This window comes from Streptomyces sp. MBT53, assembly GCF_016654115.1.
In the GTDB taxonomy this organism is placed as follows: Bacteria; Actinomycetota; Actinomycetes; order Streptomycetales; family Streptomycetaceae; genus Streptomyces.
In genome coordinates this window covers 1-19,538 of record NZ_JAEQAZ010000123.1, presented here as the reverse complement: position 1 = coordinate 19,538, position 19,538 = coordinate 1, and the positions used below count along the sequence as shown (strand labels likewise).

At 69.5% G+C, this 19,538-nt stretch carries 20 protein-coding genes; 15 read left to right on the top strand and 5 right to left on the bottom strand.

The genetic code is table 11. The features are described 5' to 3' along the window. Positions 1 to 31: 31 nt before the first annotated feature. From JHN45_RS34435 to JHN45_RS34390, 10 genes are all read left to right on the top strand, one after another. On the top strand, positions 32 to 1,336 hold the full coding sequence (locus tag JHN45_RS34435; RefSeq protein WP_201053050.1) for a lysine N(6)-hydroxylase/L-ornithine N(5)-oxygenase family protein: 1,305 nt from the start codon (positions 32 to 34) through the stop codon (positions 1,334 to 1,336). Further along, positions 1,333 to 1,548, top strand: coding sequence for an MbtH family protein (locus tag JHN45_RS34430; protein ID WP_201053048.1), 216 nt, complete (start codon positions 1,333 to 1,335; stop codon positions 1,546 to 1,548). The genes JHN45_RS34435 and JHN45_RS34430 overlap by 4 nt, the downstream gene beginning before the upstream one ends. Before the next feature lie 24 nt (positions 1,549 to 1,572). Then, positions 1,573 to 2,772: a cytochrome P450 gene (locus JHN45_RS34425; RefSeq protein WP_201053046.1), complete on the top strand. Its 1,200-nt coding sequence runs from the start codon at positions 1,573 to 1,575 to the stop codon at positions 2,770 to 2,772. 176 nt (positions 2,773 to 2,948) lie between these two features. Continuing rightward, complete coding sequence (locus tag JHN45_RS34420; RefSeq protein WP_200708817.1) at positions 2,949 to 3,464, top strand: hypothetical protein; 516 nt, start codon at positions 2,949 to 2,951, stop codon at positions 3,462 to 3,464. 34 nt (positions 3,465 to 3,498) lie between these two features. Beyond that, the gene (locus JHN45_RS34415) at positions 3,499 to 4,350 is read left to right on the top strand and encodes a DUF4097 family beta strand repeat-containing protein (RefSeq protein ID WP_200708816.1); all 852 of its coding nucleotides are present in this window, start codon (positions 3,499 to 3,501) and stop codon (positions 4,348 to 4,350) included. 189 nt (positions 4,351 to 4,539) lie between these two features. Next, complete coding sequence (locus JHN45_RS34410) at positions 4,540 to 5,529, top strand: ABC transporter ATP-binding protein (protein ID WP_200708815.1); 990 nt, start codon at positions 4,540 to 4,542, stop codon at positions 5,527 to 5,529. Further along, positions 5,526 to 6,368, top strand: coding sequence for an ABC transporter permease (locus JHN45_RS34405; protein ID WP_200708814.1), 843 nt, complete (start codon positions 5,526 to 5,528; stop codon positions 6,366 to 6,368). The genes JHN45_RS34410 and JHN45_RS34405 overlap by 4 nt, the downstream gene beginning before the upstream one ends. A gap of 233 nt (positions 6,369 to 6,601) precedes the next feature. After that, the gene (locus tag JHN45_RS34400) at positions 6,602 to 7,795 is read left to right on the top strand and encodes a cytochrome P450 (RefSeq protein WP_200708813.1); all 1,194 of its coding nucleotides are present in this window, start codon (positions 6,602 to 6,604) and stop codon (positions 7,793 to 7,795) included. A 29-nt stretch (positions 7,796 to 7,824) separates the two neighbouring features. After that, complete coding sequence (locus JHN45_RS34395) at positions 7,825 to 9,018, top strand: cytochrome P450 (RefSeq protein ID WP_200708812.1); 1,194 nt, start codon at positions 7,825 to 7,827, stop codon at positions 9,016 to 9,018. A gap of 47 nt (positions 9,019 to 9,065) precedes the next feature. Next, on the top strand, positions 9,066 to 10,088 hold the full coding sequence (locus JHN45_RS34390; protein WP_201053044.1) for a methyltransferase: 1,023 nt from the start codon (positions 9,066 to 9,068) through the stop codon (positions 10,086 to 10,088). Positions 10,089 to 10,140: 52 nt separating this feature from the next. On the opposite strand, the gene JHN45_RS34385 is transcribed toward JHN45_RS34390, so the two are convergent. Both JHN45_RS34385 and JHN45_RS54505 read right to left on the bottom strand, forming a co-directional pair. Further along, positions 10,141 to 11,496 carry a HEAT repeat domain-containing protein gene (locus JHN45_RS34385; RefSeq protein ID WP_307783278.1) on the bottom strand — a complete coding sequence of 452 codons (1,356 nt, stop codon included), beginning with the start codon at positions 11,494 to 11,496 and terminating at the stop codon, positions 10,141 to 10,143. A 175-nt stretch (positions 11,497 to 11,671) separates the two neighbouring features. Further along, positions 11,672 to 12,163, bottom strand: a complete 492-nt coding sequence (locus JHN45_RS54505) for a hypothetical protein (RefSeq protein WP_307783277.1) — start codon at positions 12,161 to 12,163, stop codon at positions 11,672 to 11,674. 120 nt (positions 12,164 to 12,283) lie between these two features. Here JHN45_RS54505 and JHN45_RS34370 point away from each other — a divergent pair, with 120 nt between their 5' ends. Then, a complete protein-coding gene (locus tag JHN45_RS34370; RefSeq protein ID WP_200708795.1) occupies positions 12,284 to 12,673 on the top strand; it encodes a hypothetical protein in 390 nt (129 codons plus the stop codon). A 24-nt stretch (positions 12,674 to 12,697) separates the two neighbouring features. Here JHN45_RS34370 and JHN45_RS34365 read toward each other — a convergent pair whose 3' ends face one another. Genes JHN45_RS34365 through JHN45_RS34355 form a run of 3 tightly spaced genes read right to left on the bottom strand, consistent with a single transcriptional unit; the run spans position 12,698 to position 16,136 of the window. Continuing rightward, complete coding sequence (locus tag JHN45_RS34365; protein WP_200708794.1) at positions 12,698 to 13,030, bottom strand: SCO4225 family membrane protein; 333 nt, start codon at positions 13,028 to 13,030, stop codon at positions 12,698 to 12,700. 41 nt (positions 13,031 to 13,071) lie between these two features. After that, the gene (locus JHN45_RS34360; protein ID WP_200708793.1) at positions 13,072 to 13,779 is read right to left on the bottom strand and encodes a response regulator transcription factor; all 708 of its coding nucleotides are present in this window, start codon (positions 13,777 to 13,779) and stop codon (positions 13,072 to 13,074) included. After that, the gene (locus JHN45_RS34355) at positions 13,776 to 16,136 is read right to left on the bottom strand and encodes a histidine kinase (protein WP_201053042.1); all 2,361 of its coding nucleotides are present in this window, start codon (positions 16,134 to 16,136) and stop codon (positions 13,776 to 13,778) included. The genes JHN45_RS34360 and JHN45_RS34355 overlap by 4 nt, the downstream gene beginning before the upstream one ends. Positions 16,137 to 16,345: 209 nt before the next feature. On the opposite strand from JHN45_RS34355, the gene JHN45_RS34350 reads away from it, so the two are divergent. The 4 genes from JHN45_RS34350 to JHN45_RS34335 all read left to right on the top strand — a co-directional run. Then, entirely contained in the window at positions 16,346 to 16,807 is a 462-nt protein-coding gene (locus tag JHN45_RS34350) for a DUF5707 domain-containing protein (protein WP_201053039.1), read from the top strand. Between the two features lie 110 nt (positions 16,808 to 16,917). Next, positions 16,918 to 17,364 (top strand): DUF3052 domain-containing protein, encoded by a 447-nt coding sequence (locus JHN45_RS34345; RefSeq protein WP_201053037.1) that lies wholly within the window; start codon positions 16,918 to 16,920, stop codon positions 17,362 to 17,364. Positions 17,365 to 17,470: 106 nt separating this feature from the next. Next, positions 17,471 to 18,364 (top strand): glycosyltransferase family 2 protein, encoded by an 894-nt coding sequence (locus tag JHN45_RS34340; RefSeq protein ID WP_200708789.1) that lies wholly within the window; start codon positions 17,471 to 17,473, stop codon positions 18,362 to 18,364. Positions 18,365 to 18,796: 432 nt separating this feature from the next. Further along, a partial coding sequence (locus JHN45_RS34335) for an AfsR/SARP family transcriptional regulator (RefSeq protein WP_201053035.1) occupies positions 18,797 to 19,538 on the top strand: 742 nt, incomplete at its 3' end.

The window sequence follows — 19,538 nt, the reverse complement described above, 5'->3', positions numbered from 1 at the left end:
CAGTTCGGATTTTCACTGAGGGGACACTGCTGTGGAATCGAGTGAACCAGAAATATTCGACGTCGTGGGGATTGGGTTCGGGCCTTCCAACCTTTCGCTCGCCGTCGCACTGGAGGAGAGCCTGGATCCTGTCACATCCGCGTTCTTCGAACGCCAGCCGTCACTCGGCTGGCATCGCGGAATGCTGCTTCCGTCGGCAAAGATGCAGGTCTCCTTCCTGAAAGACCTGGCCACGTTCCGCAATCCGACGTCGAAATTCAGCTTCATCTCCTATCTGCATGACGTGGGACGGCTCGCCAGGTTCGTCAACAACCAGGACTTCTTTCCCACGCGGCGGGAATTCCACGACTATCTGGAGTGGGCCGAGTCGAAGCTGGCGCAGCCGGTCGCCTACAGCTCGGAGGTCACCGCCATAACGCTGGCGCCGACCGGAGGGCAGGGAGCCGCGGACCGCCTGCTGGTCCAGGTGCGCGACCCGGCCGGCGGCTCCCGCCAGGTCCACGCGCGGAACGTCGTCATCTCCACCGGGCTGGTCCCGAGGATGCCCGTCGGCGTGGAGGCCGACGAATTCGTCTGGCACAGCTCGCAGTTCCTGCACAACTTCCGTCAGCGGGACCACGGTGAGCTGAAGCGCGTGGCGGTCGTCGGCGGCGGTCAGAGCGCGGCCGAGATCGTCAGGTTCCTGTACGACAGCCTGCCGGGCGCCACCGTGTCGGCGATCGTCCCGTCCTACGGCTACTCCGTCGCGGACGACACCCCGTTCGCGAACCAGGTGTTCGACCCCGACGCCGTGGACAGCTACTACCACGGCTCGCAGCGCTCCAAGGACGCCGTGTGGCAGTACCACAGGAACACCAACTACTCGGTGGTCGACGACGAGGTGATCACGGGCCTCTACGAGCGGTCCTACGAGGACGAGTTCAGCAAGAGCAACCGGCTGGGCTTCCTCAATCTGGCCAGGGTCGTGGACGTCAAGCGTGTCGGCGGCGACACCCGCGTCACCGTGCACTCCATGGTCACCGAGGAGTCGTACGACCTGGACGTCGACCTCCTGGTCTGCGCCACCGGATACGACCCGATGGACCCGGCCGAGATCCTCGGCGAGCTCGACACGTACTGCGCCCACGACGCGGAGGGTCGGCACCTGGTCGGTCGTGACTACCGGCTGGTCACGACCCCCGAACTGAACTGCGGGATCTACCTGCAGGGCGGGACCGAGCACACGCACGGGCTGGCGTCGTCGCTCCTGTCGAACATAGCCGTCCGCAGCGGAGACATAGCCCACTCGATCGTGGCCCGGCGGTCCGGTGCCCAGGGGAAAGGAATCGACGCATGAGCAACAACCCGTTCGACGACGAGACCGGCCGGTTCTATGTGCTGGCGAACGACGAGGACCAGCATTCACTGTGGCCGACCTTCGCCCCGGTCCCGGACGGCTGGCGGATCGTATTCGGCGAGGACGGCCGGAAGGAATGCATCGACTACGTGGAAGCGAACTGGATCGACATGCGGCCGAGGAGTCTGCGCGAGGCCATGGCCGACGGCTGAACCACCACTTCGAAGGAGAATTCCATGATTACTCCGGCCGAGCGGTGGGGTATCCATCCGGAACATTTCTGGCTGCACGGGCGCCGACCGGAGCAGCCGGTCGAGTTCGACGAGAAAATGAATGCGTGGAACATCTACGGCTATCCCGAGGCCGTCGAAGTCCTCAGTGCTCCCGGGACGTTCTCGTCCCACATGGCCCGCCTGCTCCCCATGGGCGCCGACGAGTCGTTCACCGAGGGCGACTTGTTGCAGACGGATCCGCCCGACCACCGTGAGCTGCGCAAACTGGTCAGCCACGCCTTCACCCCCAAGGTCGTGGCCGACCTCGAGCCGCGGATCACCGCACTCACCCACGAGTTGCTCGACGCGGTGGCCGGCCAGAGCGAGTTCGATCTGATGAGCAGCCTGGCGTATCCGCTCCCCGTGACCGTGGTGGCCGAACTGCTGAGCATTCCGGGCAGCGACCGCCATCTGTTCGAGCGGTGGATGACGGAGATGGTCCACAGTCTCGGCGACGTCTCGATGGAGGACGACGCCGAGGACCAGGAGCGCATCTTCGAGGCCACCATGGCGCCGATGCGCAAGATGCTCGAATACCTCCGCGAGCACACGGCCGAGTGCCGGCGGCGGCCGCAGGACGACCTGTTGGGCCGGCTGATCCGGGCGGACCTCAACGGCCTGCGGCTGACCGACAACCACATCGTCAACTTCGCGAAGATGGTGCTGATCGCCGGGTACCTCACGACCACGATGCTGATCGGCAACACCGTGCTGTGTCTGGACAGTTATCCCGACCAGGCGGCGCGCGTCCGCGGGGACCGTTCGCTCGTGCCGGGTCTGCTCGAGGAGTCGATGCGCTTTCTGAGCCCGGTGGCGGCGACGTACCGGGCCACCACCAAGGACGTGGAGATCGCCGGGCAGCGGCTGTCGGCCGACCAGATGGTCATGGTGTGGTTCGGAGCGGCGAATCGCGACGAACGCCAGTTCGCCGAGCCGGAGGTGTTCGACATGACACGGAGCCCCAACCCGCAGCTCGGCTTCGGCCGGGGCATCCACTTCTGCCTCGGCGGACCGCTGGCCAGGATGGAGGGCAGGGTCGCGCTCAACGCCCTTTTCGACCGCTTCCCGGAACTGGTCACCGACCCGGACAGGCCGCCGACGTTCATGCCGGGGTTCGACACGACCGGCGTCAGCACGCTCCCGCTGCGCACCTCCTCGACGTAGCCGCGAAGACGTCGAGACGGACTTCGATCCCGATGGCGCCAATGTGGCGCAACTGATTCACGTCAAGGGTCAGGTGCCTGGAAGGGGCAGGTGACTGGTGCGAACAGTGTCCGCGTGTGATGGTCCATGCTGAGAATGGCTTGCGTTTGGCGCCATGAGTGTGCCACTCTGGCGCTATGAACCTGACGCCCTACGTCGACAGCCTCCGCGGTGAGTTCCTCCTCACCGCGGAGGCCGCCGGCAAGGAGACCCTCGGGGTTGCCGAGAGCCTTGCGGCGTCGCTCGACGCTTCGGTCCGGCTCACGCTGCTGAGCGCGCTGTCGACCGCCGCGGACGAGATCTCCCGCGATCTCGCACCGGGAGCGGTCGACCTTCGACTGCGGGGCCTCGAACCGAGCTTCGTGGTGACGCCACCGAGCGCCGGCCCCGGCGCCGAGGACCTCCCTGCCGGGGGCGGTGCGGTCGAGAACGGCACGGTGATCCCGGCGGCGGAGGACGAGGGCGCTCCGGCGCGCATCAACTTCCGCCTGCCCGAGCACCTCAAGGCCCGGATCGAGGACGTCGCGGGCCGGGAGGGGCTCTCGGTCAATGCCTGGCTGGTACGAGCCGTCGCCGCCACCCTCAATGGCGCCGGTCGCTCCGAACCTCGTCCACCATCGGGCGACCAGCACAACGTCGGCTGGGTGCGGTAGCGCACACGCAAGCGGCTCAACAGGGAAGGCTGGCATGGCCACTTTCGACACCCCCGAACCGATCTCCGCCAGGATCGAGATCTCCACGGGAAACATCTCGATCACGGCGGGCCGGCGGGCCGACACGGTCGTCGAGGTCCGCCCGACCGACAGCTCCAACGCCGCCGACGTCAAGGCCGCGGAGCAGGCACAGGTCGACTACGAGCAGGGCAAGCTGCTGATCAGGACGCCGACCCACATGCTCCGCCGGCCGAGCCTGTCGCGTCGCGCCGGCTCGGTCGACATGACGATCGAACTGCCCGAGGGCTCCCAGGTACGCGGCAGTTCGTCCTGGGTGACGCTGCGGAGCGAGGGCCGCCTGGGCGAGTGCCGGTTCGAGGCCGCGCACAGTGACGTACGGCTCGAGGAGACCGGGCCGCTGCGACTGACCACGTCCCGCGGCGAGATCAGCGTCGAGCGCGTGGTGGGCGACGCCAGAGTCGTCAACGGCTCCGGAGGCGTGCACATCGACGAGATCGACGGGGCGGCCCTGATCGGGAACGACCAGGGCGAAGCCAGGATCGGCGACGTCACCGGCAACCTGCGGCTGACCGGGATGAACGGCGATTTCCATGTAGAGCGGGCGCAGGGCAGCGTCGAGGCCAAGACCGCCCACGGCAGTATCCGGCTCGGCGAGGTCGCCCGCGGCTCGGTCGTGGTCACGGCCTCGTCCGCCGAGATCGAGATCGGCATCCGGGAAGGCACCGCGGCCAAGCTCGACGTGAGCACGCTGACCGGCGCGGTCCGCAACTCCCTGAAAGTCGTCGACGGCCCGGCACGGTCCGACGAGATCGTCGAGGTGCGGGTCCGCACCTACAGCGGCGACATCGTCATCCGCCGCTCCTGACGTTCCGTGAACTCGGCGGTGGCGGGCTCACCGAGCCGCCGCTGCCACAGGACCGGGTCCCGGCGGGATGCAGGACGCATCCCGCCGGCGACCCCCGGTGGTCCGGGAACCACATCCCCCGTGTTCCCGGGCCACCACCCGTACCAGCCCGTCACCCGGAGAGACACGCGTGAAGATGAGGGATCGATTATGACAACGCGCGACAGGGTCGTGCTCGATGTCGATGGTCTGCGCATGCGCTACGGCACGACCGATGTCCTGAGGGACGTGAGTTTCCGGGTGCGCCACGGGGAGGTGGTGTGCCTGCTCGGACCGAACGGGGCGGGGAAGACCACCACACTGGAGATCCTCGAGGGTTTCCGTCTGCGGTCGGCCGGCCGGGTCGAGGTACTGGGCACCGACCCCGCGCGCGGCGACGAGCGCTGGCGGGCCCGGGTGGGTGTGGTGCTCCAGTCGTGGCGGGACCACGGCAGATGGCGGGTGCGTGAGCTGCTGGCGCACCTCGGCATGTACTACGCCCGCTACTCCACCGACCGGATCCAGCGGCCGTGGGACCCGGACGAACTCATCGCCGCCGTGGGCCTGGCCGCGCAGGCGGACAAGAAGATACGCATGCTCTCCGGCGGCCAGCGGCGCAGGCTGGATGTCGCGATCGGCATCGTGGGCCGTCCCGAACTGCTCTTCCTCGACGAGCCCACCGCCGGCCTGGACCCTGTGGCCCGGCGTGAGTTCCACGACCTGGTGAACCGCCTGGCCGACGAGCAGGACACCACGATCGTGCTCACCACCCACGATCTGTACGAGGCCCAGAAACTCGCGGACCGCATCATGATTCTCAGTGGTGGACGGATCATCGCGGACGGCACGGCGCAGGAACTCGCCGAGCGGATCGTCGGCGAGGACGAGGTGCGCTGGTCCCGTGACGGCCGGGACTTCGTGCGGTCGACCGGCGAATCGACCAAGTTCGCCTTCGACCTGTTCCGGCGGTACGGCGAGGAGATCACGGACCTCGAAGTCCGCAAGGCCACGTTGGAGGACACCTACCTCTCGCTGGTCCGACAGGAGACCGGTGAACGCGAACCGGACGCGGAGCCGGACGCGGGGCCAGGTGCGGACCCGGGTGCGGACCCGGGCACCGAAGCGGTGTCGGTGGGGGAACCGGGAGGCGGGACGCGATGAACGAGACAACGCTGCGCGCGGGCTGGTCCCGCGGCCGGATCGAACTGCGACAGTCGTTCACCAACGGCGGGGACCTGTTCAACCACTTCTTCTGGCCCGTACTGATGCTGATCGTGACGTTCTTCCTGCGGGACGTGTCCTTCGGGGACAGCGGATTCGAACTCGGCACCCTGGTGCTGCCCGGCATCCTCGGCATGAACGCCGCGATGGCCATGGTGTCCATGAGCCAACTGCTCACCGCGGAGCGGGAGGACGGGACCCTGCTGCGGGCGAAGGCGACCCCGAACGGGATGCCGGCGTATCTGATCGGCAAGATCATCTCGGTGTCCGGCGGCGTGATCGTCGATCTCGCGATCTTCCTCGTCCCGGGACTGTTCATCGTTCCCGGGCTCACGGTCGGCAGCCTGGATTCCTGGCTCACCCTGGGCTGGGTACTGGTACTGGGCCTGGTGGCCACCCTGCCGATCGGCGCGGTGCTCGGATCGGTGTTCAGCAGCGCGCGCAGCCAGGGACTGATGACGCTCCCGATCCTCGCGATGATCGGGACCTCCGGGATCTTCTACCCGGTCACCTCCATGCCGGAATGGGTGCAGTGGATCGCCCAGGTCTTTCCCATCTACTGGCTCGGGCTCGGTATGCGTTCGGCACTGCTGCCGGACAGCGCGGTCGTCGTCGAGATCGGCGATTCCTGGCGCCATCTGGAGACCGTCGGCGTGCTGGGCGCCTGGGCCGCACTAGGCCTGGTCCTCGCGCCGATCGTGCTCCGCCGAATGGCGCGCCGGGAGTCCGGGTCGGTCATGGCCGAGCGCCGGGAGAAGGCTCTGCAGAGGGTCGGCTGACCCGTCTCGCATCTTTTCCGCGCGATTGCGCGACTGTGGAATTTCACCGTGACAAAGGGCGCTTGCGGCCCTCGGCAGAAACAGGCGCATGCCGTGAACCCTGTCCTGTCGCCAGGACAGGAAAGGACCGCGGAGAACCGCGGAGAACCGGGGCGAACCTTGACACCGGGAAGGCCGTCCTTGAAGACTTAAATGACGCTGCATCCACGGCTCTTTCACGGAAGGACACATCTGTGACCTCGCCCGTCGATCAATGGAATTTCCACCCTCTCCAATTCTGGCTGCGCGGGAAGCGTCCGGAGAAGATTGTCGACTACGACGAAGAGTTGCAGATGTGGAATGTCTATGGTTATCCCGAGGCGGCTGCGATACTCGGCGACCCCAGGACATTCTCCAGCGACACCATGCGGCTGGATCCCATCAAGCTGGACGAGTCGATAGTCGAGGGCGACTTCAGCCACACGGACCCGCCGAAGCATCGCAAGCTGCGCGGCCTTGTCGACCACGCGTTCACGCCGAACCTCGTGGCCAGACTCGAGTCGCAGGTGCACGGGATAGTCCACGAACTGATCGACGACATCGAGGGGAAGAGCCAGTTCGACCTGGTGGCGGACTTCGCCGCTCCCCTGCCGCTGATCATGATCTCCGACCTGCTGGGCGTTCCGGCGAGCGACCGTGCGCTGTTCCGGCAGTGGATGGACAAGATGCTCGACGGCTCGGAGGAGTTCGAGTCGCCCGAGACCGTCCTGGAGCAGGAGCAAGAGCTGGAGAACGAGCTCGAGTTGCTCTGGGAGATGCGCGACTACTGGCACCAGCGTGCAGCCGAGAGCCGGAAGCGGCCCCGTGAGGACCTGATCAGCCAACTCGTTCACGCGGAGGTGGACGGTGAACGGCTGAACGACAGCCAGATCGCCAATATCGCGAACCGGCTGCTGGTCAACGGACACCTCACCACCGCCATGTTGATCGCCAACACCGTGCTGTGCATGGACGCCTTTCCCGAACAGGGCGCGCGTGTGCGGGCGGACCGCTCGCTGGTGCCTCCGCTGCTCGAGGAGTCCATGCGGTACATGAGCCCGATCTGCGGAGTCGGCCGGGCGACCAATGCCGATGTGGACATAGCCGGACAGGCCGTACCCAAGGACCAGATGCTGCTCGTGTGGACCGGAGCGGCCAACCGCGACGAGCGGCAGTTCGAGAACCCGGACATGTTCGACGCGGGGCGATCCCCCAACGCGCACCTCGGTCTGGGCCGCGGCATCCATTTCTGCCTGGGCCGGCAACTGGCCCGGATGGAAAGCAGAGCGGCAGTGGAAATCCTGCTGGACCGCTTGCCCACCCTGCGCACGGACCCGGCGAACCCGCCGTCGTTCCTGCAGGTGGTGGATGCCAGCGGCGTGGCCGCTCTCCCCGTCGTCACCCAGTAATCCGTAACATCCTGACAAGGAGAACTACGATGACGACGGTCGTCGACCGGTGGAACATTCACCCCGACCATCTCTGGCTGCGGGGACAACGGCCCGAATTTCCGGTGCAGTTCGACGAGGCGCAGGGGCTCTGGAACGTCTACGGATATCCCGAGGCGCTCCACATGCTCAACAACCACGAAACGTTCACCTCCAACCTGGCGCATCTCCTTCCCGTCTCCGTCGACGCCCCGCTCCTCGAGGGCGACATGTCGCAGATGGACCCGCCCGACCACCGCAAGTACCGGCAACTCGTCAGCCGGGCCTTCACCCCCAAACTCGTCGCGGCCATGGAATCGAGGGTGACCGCGATCACCGGGGAACTGCTCGACGCGATGGACGGCAAGCCCGAGATCGAGATCGCCGCCGACCTGGCGTATCCGCTGCCGGTCATCGTCATCGCCGAGTTGCTCGGCGTCCCCGCCAGTGACCGTGATCTTTTCAAGAAGTGGGCCGACGGCATCATCGAGGGCTTCAGCGGATTCTCGTTCCTCGACGACAGCGAACAGGGCGAGAAGGACGTCCGCGACGCGACGGAGCGACTGCGGCCCCTGCTCGACTACATGGCCGGACATGTCGCCGACCGCCGCCGCAACCCCCGCGAGGACCTGCTCACCCAGCTGGCTGTGGCCGAGGTCGACGGCGAACGCCTCACCGACAACGAGATCGTCAACATCGCGAACATCCTGCTGGTCACCGGGCACATCACCACGACCATGCTGCTCGGCAACACGGTCCTGTGCCTGGACGCCTACCCCGAGGTGGCCGCGAAGGTCCGTGCGGACCGGTCGCTGGTGCCGGGTGCCATCGAGGAGGCCCTGCGGCTGCTGTCCCCGTCGGCGGCGCTCGCCCGGGGAACCAGCACCGAGGTGGAGATCGGCGGTCAGCTCATTCCCAAGGACCAGATCGTCATGCTGTGGCTGGGCGCGGGCAACCGGGACCCCCGCCAGTTCGCCGACCCCGAGACCTACGACCCCTCCCGGGACCCCAACCCGCACTTCGGGTTCGGCCGAGGCATCCACTTCTGCATCGGCGCCGGTCTGGCCCGGCTGGAGGGCCGTATCGCGCTGAACGCCCTGCTCGACCGTTTCCCGGTGCTCAGGACCGACCCGGCCACGCCGCCCACCTTCTTTCCGACGCCCGACATGATCGGCGTCAACACGCTCACTCTTCACACCTCTTGAGGGGAACAGGGTTGTCCGCCACCGCAGGGGCAGAGGAAACCGCCCCCATGGAACAGTCGCTGTCGCAGATGTCGCTCGGCTATGTGCCGGCCCAAGTCCTCTACGCGGCCGCGGAGTTGGGTGTCGCCGATGCGCTCGGGGACGGCTCACGAGACTACGGGAGCGTTGCCGAGGAGACGGGCACGGACCCGGCGGCGCTGCGCAGACTGCTCAGGGCGCTCGCCGGACTGGGCGTGGTCACCCAGCTCGACACCGAGCGGTTCTCGCTCACGGAACTCGGCAACCGCCTGAGGACGGACGTGCCGGACTCCGAGCGGGACGACATCGTGCTCACCACCGCGCCGGAACTGTGGCGCGCCTGGGGCGACCTGTCGGCCGTCGTACGGACCGGAGCGCCCGCCCTCGACCCCGGCACCGGTCTGACGGCGCACGAGGCGATGCTGCGGGACCCGGAACGGGCGGTGAAGCTGCGCGCGGGCATGGCACAGGCGGCCCGGGAGTTCGCGTCCGGAGTCACCGAGGTCTACGACTTCTCGCAGTTCCGCACGGTCGCCGACTTCGGCGGTGACGAGGGCACCCTGATCGCGGCGATCCTCCGTGCCGTGCCGGGCGTTCAGGGAGTGCTGTACGACCAGCCGGACGCGCTGGACCGGGCAAGGGCCGTGCTGGGCGCGGCGGGTGTCGCGGAACGGTGCGAGGTCGTCGAGGGCGACCTCACCAAGCCCGTACCGGCCGGCGCCGACGTCTTCGTCCTGAACAACATCGTCCGCGACTGGGACGACGTCAGGGCGACTTCGCTGCTGCGCAACTGCCGTGCGGGGATGGGCCCGACGGACCGCCTGCTCCTGGTGGAGACGCTCATGCCACCGGTACTGACCCCGGACGAGTCCGCGGCGTACGGGCTCACGGACCTCAACAACCTGGTCTTCACCGGCGGCCGGGAGCGCACCGCGGACGAATACGCCGCCCTGCTGGACGGAGCGGGCTTCACCCTCTCGTCGACCGTGGCTGTGCCGGTCCCCACAGGCATGCCGGACTACCACGTCATCGAGGGCACACCCACGACCTGACCCCTCCCACCCGAGACGGAACCGCCACCGGTCCCCGGCTCCGCCTCGTCCGCTACTCGGCAGCCGTGTTCTCCTCCTGCCGCCGCCACCTCCACCGCCAGAGCGCGTCGACCCGGTGGTCGTGCTCGAAGCCGTCGCCGAGAGGACCCACCCGCTCGATCGCCTCGGCGGTACGCGGGTCGTCGCGCAGGGCGAGACCGTACGCGGCCTCCAGGCGTACGAGTCGGTTGTCCTCGTCGAGCAGGCCTGCCAGGGCGTCGGCCACGGCGGGCGTACGGTCCGGGGAGCCGGCCAGTGCCGCCGCCGCGGCGCCCCGTGGGTCGGGATCCGGGTCCTCGGTCAGCAGGAGCAGCGCTCGGGTGATCTCCGGGAGGAGGTCGTCGTCCCGCATGCTCGCCGTGCACGCCCTGAGCCGCACCTCGGTGTCCGGGTCGCGCATGAGGGTGAGCAGGGCGGCCCTGGCAGCCGGGGTGCGGGGAGCGCCCGCCGTGGCGAGGGCGTAGGGCACTTCGCGGCGTACGCGCGGGTCGGGATGGTCGCCGTGGCGGAGGCCGATGGCTTCCTGGCCCGGATGGTCGCGGTCGGTGTAGGCGTCGAGCACTTTCGCGAGCAGCTCGGCGTCCGTCTCCTCGGCGGCCCAGGCGGCCAGGAGTTCGGCTTCCTTCTTCTCGTAGTAGGGGCTGGTGTCGAGGAACCCCCGCGTCCGCAGGTAGTCCACCACGAACCGGCGTTGCGCCGGTTCACGGTCGTGGCGGTGGACCACCACGGCCGACCAGGTCTCGAAGCTGCGGCGCCGGGTGAGGATCCAGCCGACCGTCGACCAGGTCACATGGGCCTCGTCCGGCTGCTCAACGGCGCGGGCGACCAGTTCGTCGACGGGGGTCAGGATGCGGAAGGCCCACTCCAGCGAGGTCAGGACGGCTCCGTGGCCGGCGCGTACGGTCAGGTCGCCGAGCGAGACCGAATCGACCCAGTCGTACTCGTCGTCCTGGACGCGGACCGTCGTGGCCGGACCGGGCGCGCCCGTCCTGCGCCGCAGTTCCTCGACCGCGCCGGTCTCGTACCAGCCGCGGGCCAGGGCGAGCAGCCGTTCGCGATCGGCTTCCGGAAGTCGCAGCCGGGGCTCCTTGCCCAGCACCGCCGTGAAGACCGCAGGAGATCCACCGTCGACCGCGCGCCACAGCGGCGTGGTCCCGTCCGGCAGCACCCGGTCGGGGTCCGCACCGCCCTCCACCAGGACCTCGGCCACCGGCACGTCGTAGGCCGCCACGGCCAGGCACAGCACCGGCAGTCCGCCGGCGTCCACCGCGTCCGGATCCGCGCCCCGATCCAGCAGATCCCGTACGGCCTCGGCGTCCCCCGCCCGAACCGCCGATCTCAGCCGACCGTCCAACTCCGCCTCGCCCACGTTTCCGTCCCCCCACTTCGCATCACCTCGCCGGCCCGCCGAGGAGCGCCCCCAAGTCGCTGGGGAAGGCGGCCCGAACTACGCCGCCACCTTGCGTGGACTTCCATCTGGTCCGCAACCGAGTACTTCCGTCGGCACGTTCGTCGGTGAGGGCGGAAGAGCGCCGGACCGCCGGTCACATTTGTTCGGCCTTCGCCTTCGACTTCGCCCTTGCCGCTCTGTTGATCCACGACCGGCAGCTCCATTGGGCGAGTCCGCCCGCGGCGAGGGACACGAGGATTGCCCCCCAGTCGATGACGTGCGGCAGACCGGGGAAGAAGGCGAAGAAGGCGAGCGTGAGGACGAGTCCGGAGAGGAACGCGGCGATACCCGCTCGGCGCCGGCGAGTTCTCCACGCCTGGTCCGGATCCTGGTCTCTGTTCTGCTCGGCCCACGCCTTTCCGTAACGAGGCAGCGTCTGGGGAGAGTTGTTCCGCATGGGGGCGATCTTGCACTCGGTGTGTGTCGTGCCGCGGGATGTGCGGTAGGTCCGGTTCTCGGTGTCGGCATGGGTGAAGTCGATGCGCCAGTTGCAGAAACCGCTGCTCAGCGCTCCGACGAAGGGGCGGTCGACGTCGGCGTTCTGGTAGCTGATCTTCCGGCGGCTTGTGCATCGGTCGCACGGCAAGGACGAGAGCTCCTGCGGGGCCAGGGCGAAGAAGCGTTCATCCCCGTGGAGGGTTCCGTGTGGGCCGGGCTGAGCATGGTTGTTCTGATGGCCCTTGTGGCTGGAAACGGGGTGTGTCGTATGGCAGTTGAGGGTGTTTGGCCCGAGTTGGTCCGCGACGAGGAACCTTGGCGGTCTGCGGGTGACTGGAACGGTTACGCGCATGTGCGGGTGTGGCGGGTGGACGTGGGGCACGTCGTCGTGGTGCTCAGTGGGAAGGGGGCCGAGTACCACCCGGAGGCCCTGCTTCCGCTGTTGCGGGCCGAATACCCGGACGACACCGTCGAGTTCTTCTTCCACCGGCCGATGGACTGGATGGCCCTGGGCTACTACGCGGAGCTGACCTCGAAAGACGACGGGACGGTGACCGTCACCCACATCGCGGGGGACGCGCTGGCCGCCCGTCTCGGGCCCGCCCTGTACGCGACCGAGGACCCGGACGACCACTCGACCGGCTACGGCGGCGCCTGAGCCCCCGCCTCCGCCCCCGCGCGGTCAGCGCGTCGCGTCCGGGCCGTTGCCCCGGGTCAGCGCGCGGGCGCACCAGCCGATGATCGACGCGTTGACCAGCGCGCCGAGGACGACCGCGAGGATCAACACCGCGGCGCCGCCCGGCAGCGCGAGCAGGACGAGGCTGACCGGGGCGGTGGCCATGAGGGGGACGACGGCGGCCATGGCCCCGTCCGAGTCGGCGGGGACGGTGACGGCGATCGCCCAGACGAGCAGCGCCGCGCAGAGCCCGAGGTAGGCGAGCGCGAAGGGGTTGCGGAGGTTGCGGCCCAGCCGGTGCAGAGGGGAACGGGCCGCGTGGGCATCAGTACTGGTCATGGAATGGGCTCCTGAGGGGAGGGGAGGGGAGGACGAGAGCGTCAGAGGTGGTCCGCGCCTGGCGGGTTCGGGCGGGTGATGCCCAGGTCGTAGGCGAGGATCGTGGCCTGGACGCGGTCGCGCAGGCCGAGTTTGCGGAGCAGGGCGTTCACATGGGACTTGACCGTGCCGACCGTGATGCCCAACTCCCCTGCGATCTCCGCGTTGTTGAGGCCGGAGGCGAGCAGACCGAGGACGTTGCGCTGGCTCTCGGTGAGGCTTTCGAGTTCGCGCGGGCCGGAACCAGGGGAGTCGGAAGCCGAGTCGGGGTGGAATCCCGTGCCCGCTCCCGACGCGTAGTGGCCGATCAGGCGACGCGTCGCCGATGGCGCGAGCACGCTCTCGCCGCTCGCCACCACCCTGATGCCGTCCAGGAGTTCGGACGCGTGCACGTCCTTGAGGAGGAAGCCGGAGGCTCCCGCGCGCAGGGCGTCGAAGACGTACGCGTCCAGGTCGAAGGTGGTCAGGACGAGGACTCGGGGCGCGTTCTCCTTTCCGGTGATGATCCTCGTCGCGGCGATACCGTCGAGTTCCGGCATCCGTACGTCCATCACGACCACGTCGGGGGCCAGTTCGGCGGCGAGCGTCACCGCGGTCGCGCCGTCCGCGGCCTCTCCCACGACCGTCATGTCCTCCTCGGCGTCGATCACGGCGGCGAAGCCCGCCCGGACGATGCCCTGGTCGTCGACGACCAGCACCCTGAGGCTCATCGTTGTCTCTCCTCGTCGTCCGGCACCGCGGTGAACGGCAGCCGGAGGTGGACCGTGCCCGGCGGCCGGCCGGTCGTCAGGGTGCCGCCGAGCGGCGCGATCCGCGCCGTCAACCGGTCCCGTACGGCGGGGTCGGCGGCACGCGGCACACCGGTGGCCGTGATCGTCAACGTACCGTCGACCGCGTCGAGTTCGAGTACGGCGGGTTCGGCGTCGCCGGTCGCGAGGAGGGTCTCGGCGACGTGGTAGGCGGCGAGGTCCACCTCGGTGGGGAGGCGTTCCGGGACGCGGTCGGTGAGGCGTATCTCCACGTCGCGGCCGGTGGCCCGGCACTGGTGGGCGAGCAGGTCGAGGGCCTGGAGGGTGGGCTGTGGGGTCAGTTCGGCGGCCGTGTCGCCGTCGCGGACCGCGTCCAGGAGGGCGCGCATCGCGGTGAGTGCCTCGCGGGCGCGGGTCGCTGTCGCGTCGAGCCGGCCCGCCTGGGCCTCGGCGATCATGTCGGCGGTGCGGGCCAGCACGGTGCCTTCCAGGCCGGCGGCGATACGGCGGCGTTCCGCCCAGGCGTCTCGTACGGCTTCCTCGGTCCAGGTGGCGAGGCGTTGGGTCTGGGTGTCCTGGGCTGCCTTGTTGCGTATTCCGCGCAGGGATCCGACGTAGTAGGCCGCGCCAACTACCAAGGCAGTAGCGGCAGTTGATGTCAAGGCCAACGCCCAGCCGGGGATTGTTGTGCCGCGATGCAGTACGGCGATCGTCAACGCCGTTGCGTGTGCGGCCGTTGCTGCAACTGGAAAGAAAAAGAAGGGCACTTGAGGTAGTCGGTATGTGCGCGCCGGTGGGGGCTTGTCGCGTCCCGCGGCGGAGCCGCCAATCGACACAGCCCCGCGCCCCTTAAAAGCCGTTAGCGCGGCGCATGTTGCCAACATGCTCAGTGCTGGTGGCAGCAACACCTTGCCCGTGTAATCACCCACCTCCATCGCCACCGGCCACAACAGCGCCAGGCCCAACAACGCACCCTGTGCGAGGACTCGCGCCCTGCGAAGCCACAGCAGGGCCACCGCCTGCGCAGCCGCCAGCAAGGCGAACAGCACCCCCGCCGAGACATGGTTACCGGTCGGCGCCGACTCCGCCCGGATGATCAGGATCGGCAGCAGTGGCTGTACGCACAGGCCGAACGCGGCGACGACCTGGGCCACGCGGTAGCTCGGTGGGACGGATTGCTCCACCGGGCCCGCCGTGCGGCCGGGCAGCGTCGCCCGTACCTCCCAGCCGCCCTCCGCCGTGGGGCCGGTGGTCAGGGTGCCGCCCGCCTCCCGGGCGCGGGAGCGGAGGAAGCCCTGGCCGCGGCCGCCGCCGAGGCCCGTGCCGTGGGCCGGGGCGCCGGTCGGCGGGGCCGCGCTGGTGATCACGACGTCGGTGCGGGTGTCGCCGTAGCGGCAGAGCACGGTGGTGCGCGCGCCCGGGGCGTGGCGGGCCACGTTGGTCAGGGCCTCGCGGACGATGCCGTAGGCCGCGTCCGCGACGGTGCCGTCGGGGAGGGGGTCGATCTCGAAGTCGACGGGTTGGTCCAGGCGGCGGAAGCCGGCGATCAGGGCGCGCAACCGCTCCTCGGGGGAGGGGAGTTCCTCGCGTGAGGGGGCCGGGGCGCGTACCGCGCCGAGTGCGCGGGTGACCTCGCGGCCGGTCTCGGTCGCGAACTCCAGTGCCTCGGCGGCGAGTTCGGGGCGGCGTTCGCGCAGGCCGAGCGCGGCGCCGGCCGTGACGACCACGGCGGTGAGGTGGTGGGCGCTGACGTCGTGCAACTCCCGTTCCATACGGCGGCGTTCGGCCGCCGGGAGCCGGTGGCGTTCGGTCTCGGCGCGGTTCAGGAGGAGTTCGGCAGCCTGTCGGGCGCGACGGGTGCGTCGTACGAACATGCCCGCGCCGCACGCGGTGGCGTAGAGGAGGGCGGTCAGGACGAGGTCGAGGCCGTTGTTGTCGCTGAGGCCGTTCAGGTTGATGTTCTGCAGCAGCTGCCAGAGGGCGAGCGTGACCACGCACAGGACCGTGGTGAAGGTGTCGCGTTCGGCCGCCACCGAGAACAGGGCGAGTGCGACGCCCACGGTGCCGAAGAGCGCCATCGCGCCGACGGGCAGCGGTCCCGCGCCCACCGCGCAGGCCGCCGTGACCACGACGAGCGTGGTAACCGGGCGGCTGCGGCGCAGCGCGAGCGCGGCCGTCACCGGTCCGGCGACCAGGGCGGCCACGAGCAGGTCGGCCGCGGTCGGCACGGTGCCGCGCAGCAGCGGAGCCACCGGCCACACCAGGGCCTGGGCGCAGATCAGCAGGACCGGGAGCAGCCGGTCGTCGGTTCGTTTCATGGCACTCAAAGGCTATGGGCGCAGGTGGGGGGCTCGGCTCAGGCTGAAGGGGGATTACGGCCCCGGGACTCTCTATCTCTGGTTCCAGGCGGCAACCGTCCTCCAGCCGGAGGACCGTGCCCCGCCCCGCTCCTAGGCTCGATCACATCGAGGGAAGCGGTCGACCGACGCCTCCCGCACCATCCACACCACACTCAGGGGGATCTCCCATGTCCATGTCCAAGCGCGCTCTCGTCTCCTCGCTCGTCGGTGTCGCGGCGGTCGGCGGAGTCGTCGCCGGCGGTCTCGCCGCGTCGGCCGCCTCCACGCCCACCGAGCCGACCCTCACGAACGGCTCCGCCCGCTACACGGCGCCGACCGCGAGTGCCGCCGGCTCCTTCACCTACACCGTGGACGTCACCGACGACTCGGGCATCCGCGGCCTCAAGGTCATCGCGTGGCCCGCGAGTTCGAAGCCGGCGCCGACAAAGGCGGACCTGCGGTACGTCGACTCGGCCACGTGCAAGAGCACTTCGGGCGAGACCTCGCGCTGCACCTACACCTTCAAGGTCACCGAGAAGGAGGCGGCCGACGCGCCCAAGGGCACCTGGAACGTCTCGACGCTGGCCACGGCCAAGGACGGCGGCACGGCGTTCGTGTCCAAGGCCGCCACCTTCGAGGTCGCGGGCTGACCGTCACGTATACAGGCATGGCGCCCCGTCTCGGCCGAGGCGGGGCGCCGTTGCCGTAGAAGAGAAGAAGCAGAAGAACAGGGACCGTTGCGGTACGGAGGTCAGGTCACATGGTCAACTCACCTGCGGGGGCCGGAGGTTACTCCGCCACCCCGCTCGCCAAGAAGATCGGCGTCAAGCCGGGGCACCGGGTCCGGCTGCGGCACGCGCCCGACGGGTGGGACATCCCCGGGCTGCCCGAGGACTGCGAGGTCGCCGACGGCGGGACGCGCGACGCGGATGTCACCGTCGCCTTCTACCGGGCGTGGAAGGAACTGGACGCGGAGGGGATGGAACTCGTCCTCGGTCTCGACGACACCGCCATGCTGTGGATCGCCTGGCCGCGCAAGGCCGCGGGCCATGTCAGCGACATCACCGAGAACGGCCTCCGTGATCTCTTCCTCCCCCTCGGGGTCGTCGATGTGAAGGTGGCCGCGCTGGGGGAGGACTGGTCGGGGCTGAAGTTCGTGCGGCGGAGGGAAAACCGGCAAAGCCACAACAAAGGTCCCGCAAAATGAACTTGAGTCGTAGCCACCCGCCGACATAAGGCAACATCTTGGTGAACGGCGAGTGTTGCGCGGTCAGGGCGCGGACATCGCCGGATGGCCGGATGGAGTGAGGGACGTGGTGGAACCGAGGATCGCCGTCGCCGTGGTGACCATGGGAAACCGGCCCGCCGAGGTCGACGCGCTCCTCGAATCCGTGGCCAAGCAGGATCTCCCGCCGGCCCGCATCGTGATCGTCGGAAACGGCTGCCGGCTCCCCGAGTTCGCCGACCGGCTCTCGCTGCCCGGCGAGGTCACCACCATCGACGTCGACGAGAACCTCGGCTGCCCCGGCGGACGCAACGTCGGTCTGGCCCGGCTGCGCGAGTTCGGGGACGTGGACGTCGTGGTGGAACTCGACGACGACGGGCTCCTCGTCGACGCGGACGTGCTGCGCCGGGTGCGGGACCTGTACGCGGCCGAACCCCGCCTCGGCATCGTCGGGTTCCGGATCGCCGACGAGCACGGCGAGACCCAGCGGCGGCATGTGCCGCGGGTCGGCGCGGGGGACCCGATGCAGGGCGGCTACGTCACCGGGTTCCTCGGCGGCGGCCACGCGCTGAGCATGGCGATGCTCGCCGAGACGGGGGACTGGCCGGCCGAGTTCTTCTTCGCGCACGAGGAGACCGACCTCGCCTGGCGGGCCGCCGACGCCGGCTGGAGCATCTTGTACGCCCCCGAGCTGCTCCTCCAGCACCCCAAGACCTCGCCCGCCCGGCACGCCATCTACTACCGCGTCACCGCCCGCAACCGGGTCTGGCTGGTCCGCCGCCGGCTGCCGCTCGCGCTGATCCCGGTGCACCTGGGCGTCTGGACGCTGCTCACCCTCGTACGGACGCGGTCGCTCGGCGGGCTGCGGGCCTGGTTCGGCGGGTTCGTGGAGGGGGTGCGCGAACCGGCTGGGGAGCGGCGGGCCATGCGCTGGCGGACGGTGTGGCGGCTGACGCGCCTGGGCCGCCCGCCGGTCGTCTGACCGACCCGTAGTGCCCCAGATGTAAGGGTCGAGGTACCTCGGACGTAAGGGACGAGGACCCCGGTCGATCACCTCCGTCGACCGGGGCCCTCTCGCGTCCCCGGACCCGGCCACGACGGCGACACTCCCCCGAGTTGCGCGTCGTACGCGCGCACCGTCGGGCCAGATCCGATGAAGTGATCACATCAGGTCGCGCCAACGAATCGCTAACATGTGGCCAACGGTGCGCCCGATGCTCCGGGGACGGATGGCCTGAAGTCGCCGCGCGGCAGCGGGAGAGGACGGGTACGGTAGCGGATCCCGGCCCTCTGCGACCGGGCCGGACTGGCGGGAAACCGCCGGACACAGGGCGGAAATCCGCCAGGGACGGCGGAGAAATCCGCCGCGGAGCACGGCCGACAGGGCCGCGCGGAAGGGCGACGGGTCGGTGTGATGCGGTGCGAGCTGCGGTTCGGACTGCTGGGCACGACTGTCCTCTACGGCCGTGACGGCGACCTCGTGCAGCCCATCGGCGGCACCAAGGTGCGCGTCCTGCTCGCCGCGCTGCTCCTCGAACCGGGCCGGGTCGTCTCCGTCGACGCCCTCAAGGACGCCCTGTGGGGCGGCTCGCCGCCGGCCTCCGCGCACGCCTCCCTGCACAACCACGTCACCCGGCTGCGCCGCCTCCTCGACGACCCGGACCGGCTGCGCGCCGTCCCGCCGGGCTACCAACTCCGCGTCGACGAGGGCGAGTTGGACGTCCACGTCTTCGAATCCCACGTCACCGCGGCCCGCGCCGCGCACGCCGACCGGGACTGGCCCCGGACCGTCCGCGCCTGCACGGCGGCCCTCGCGCTGTGGCGCGGCACCCCGCTCAGCGGCCTCCCCGCCGAACTCGGCGGCTACGCCTTCGCCCAACGCCTCACCGAGGCCCGCCTCCTCGCCCTCGAATGGCGCTACGACGCGGAGCTCGCCCTCGGCGGCCCCCGACTCGGCGCACTGGTACCGGAGTTGGCCGCGCTGGTCGCCGACCATCCGCTCCGGGAGGGCTACCACCGCCAGCTGATGCTGGCCCTCCACCGCACCGGCCGCCAGTCCGAGGCCCTGGCCGTCCACCGCGACCTGCGCAACCGCCTGATCGAGGAACTCGGCATCGAGCCGGGGGCGGGGGTGCGGGAGGCGCATGTCGAGGTGT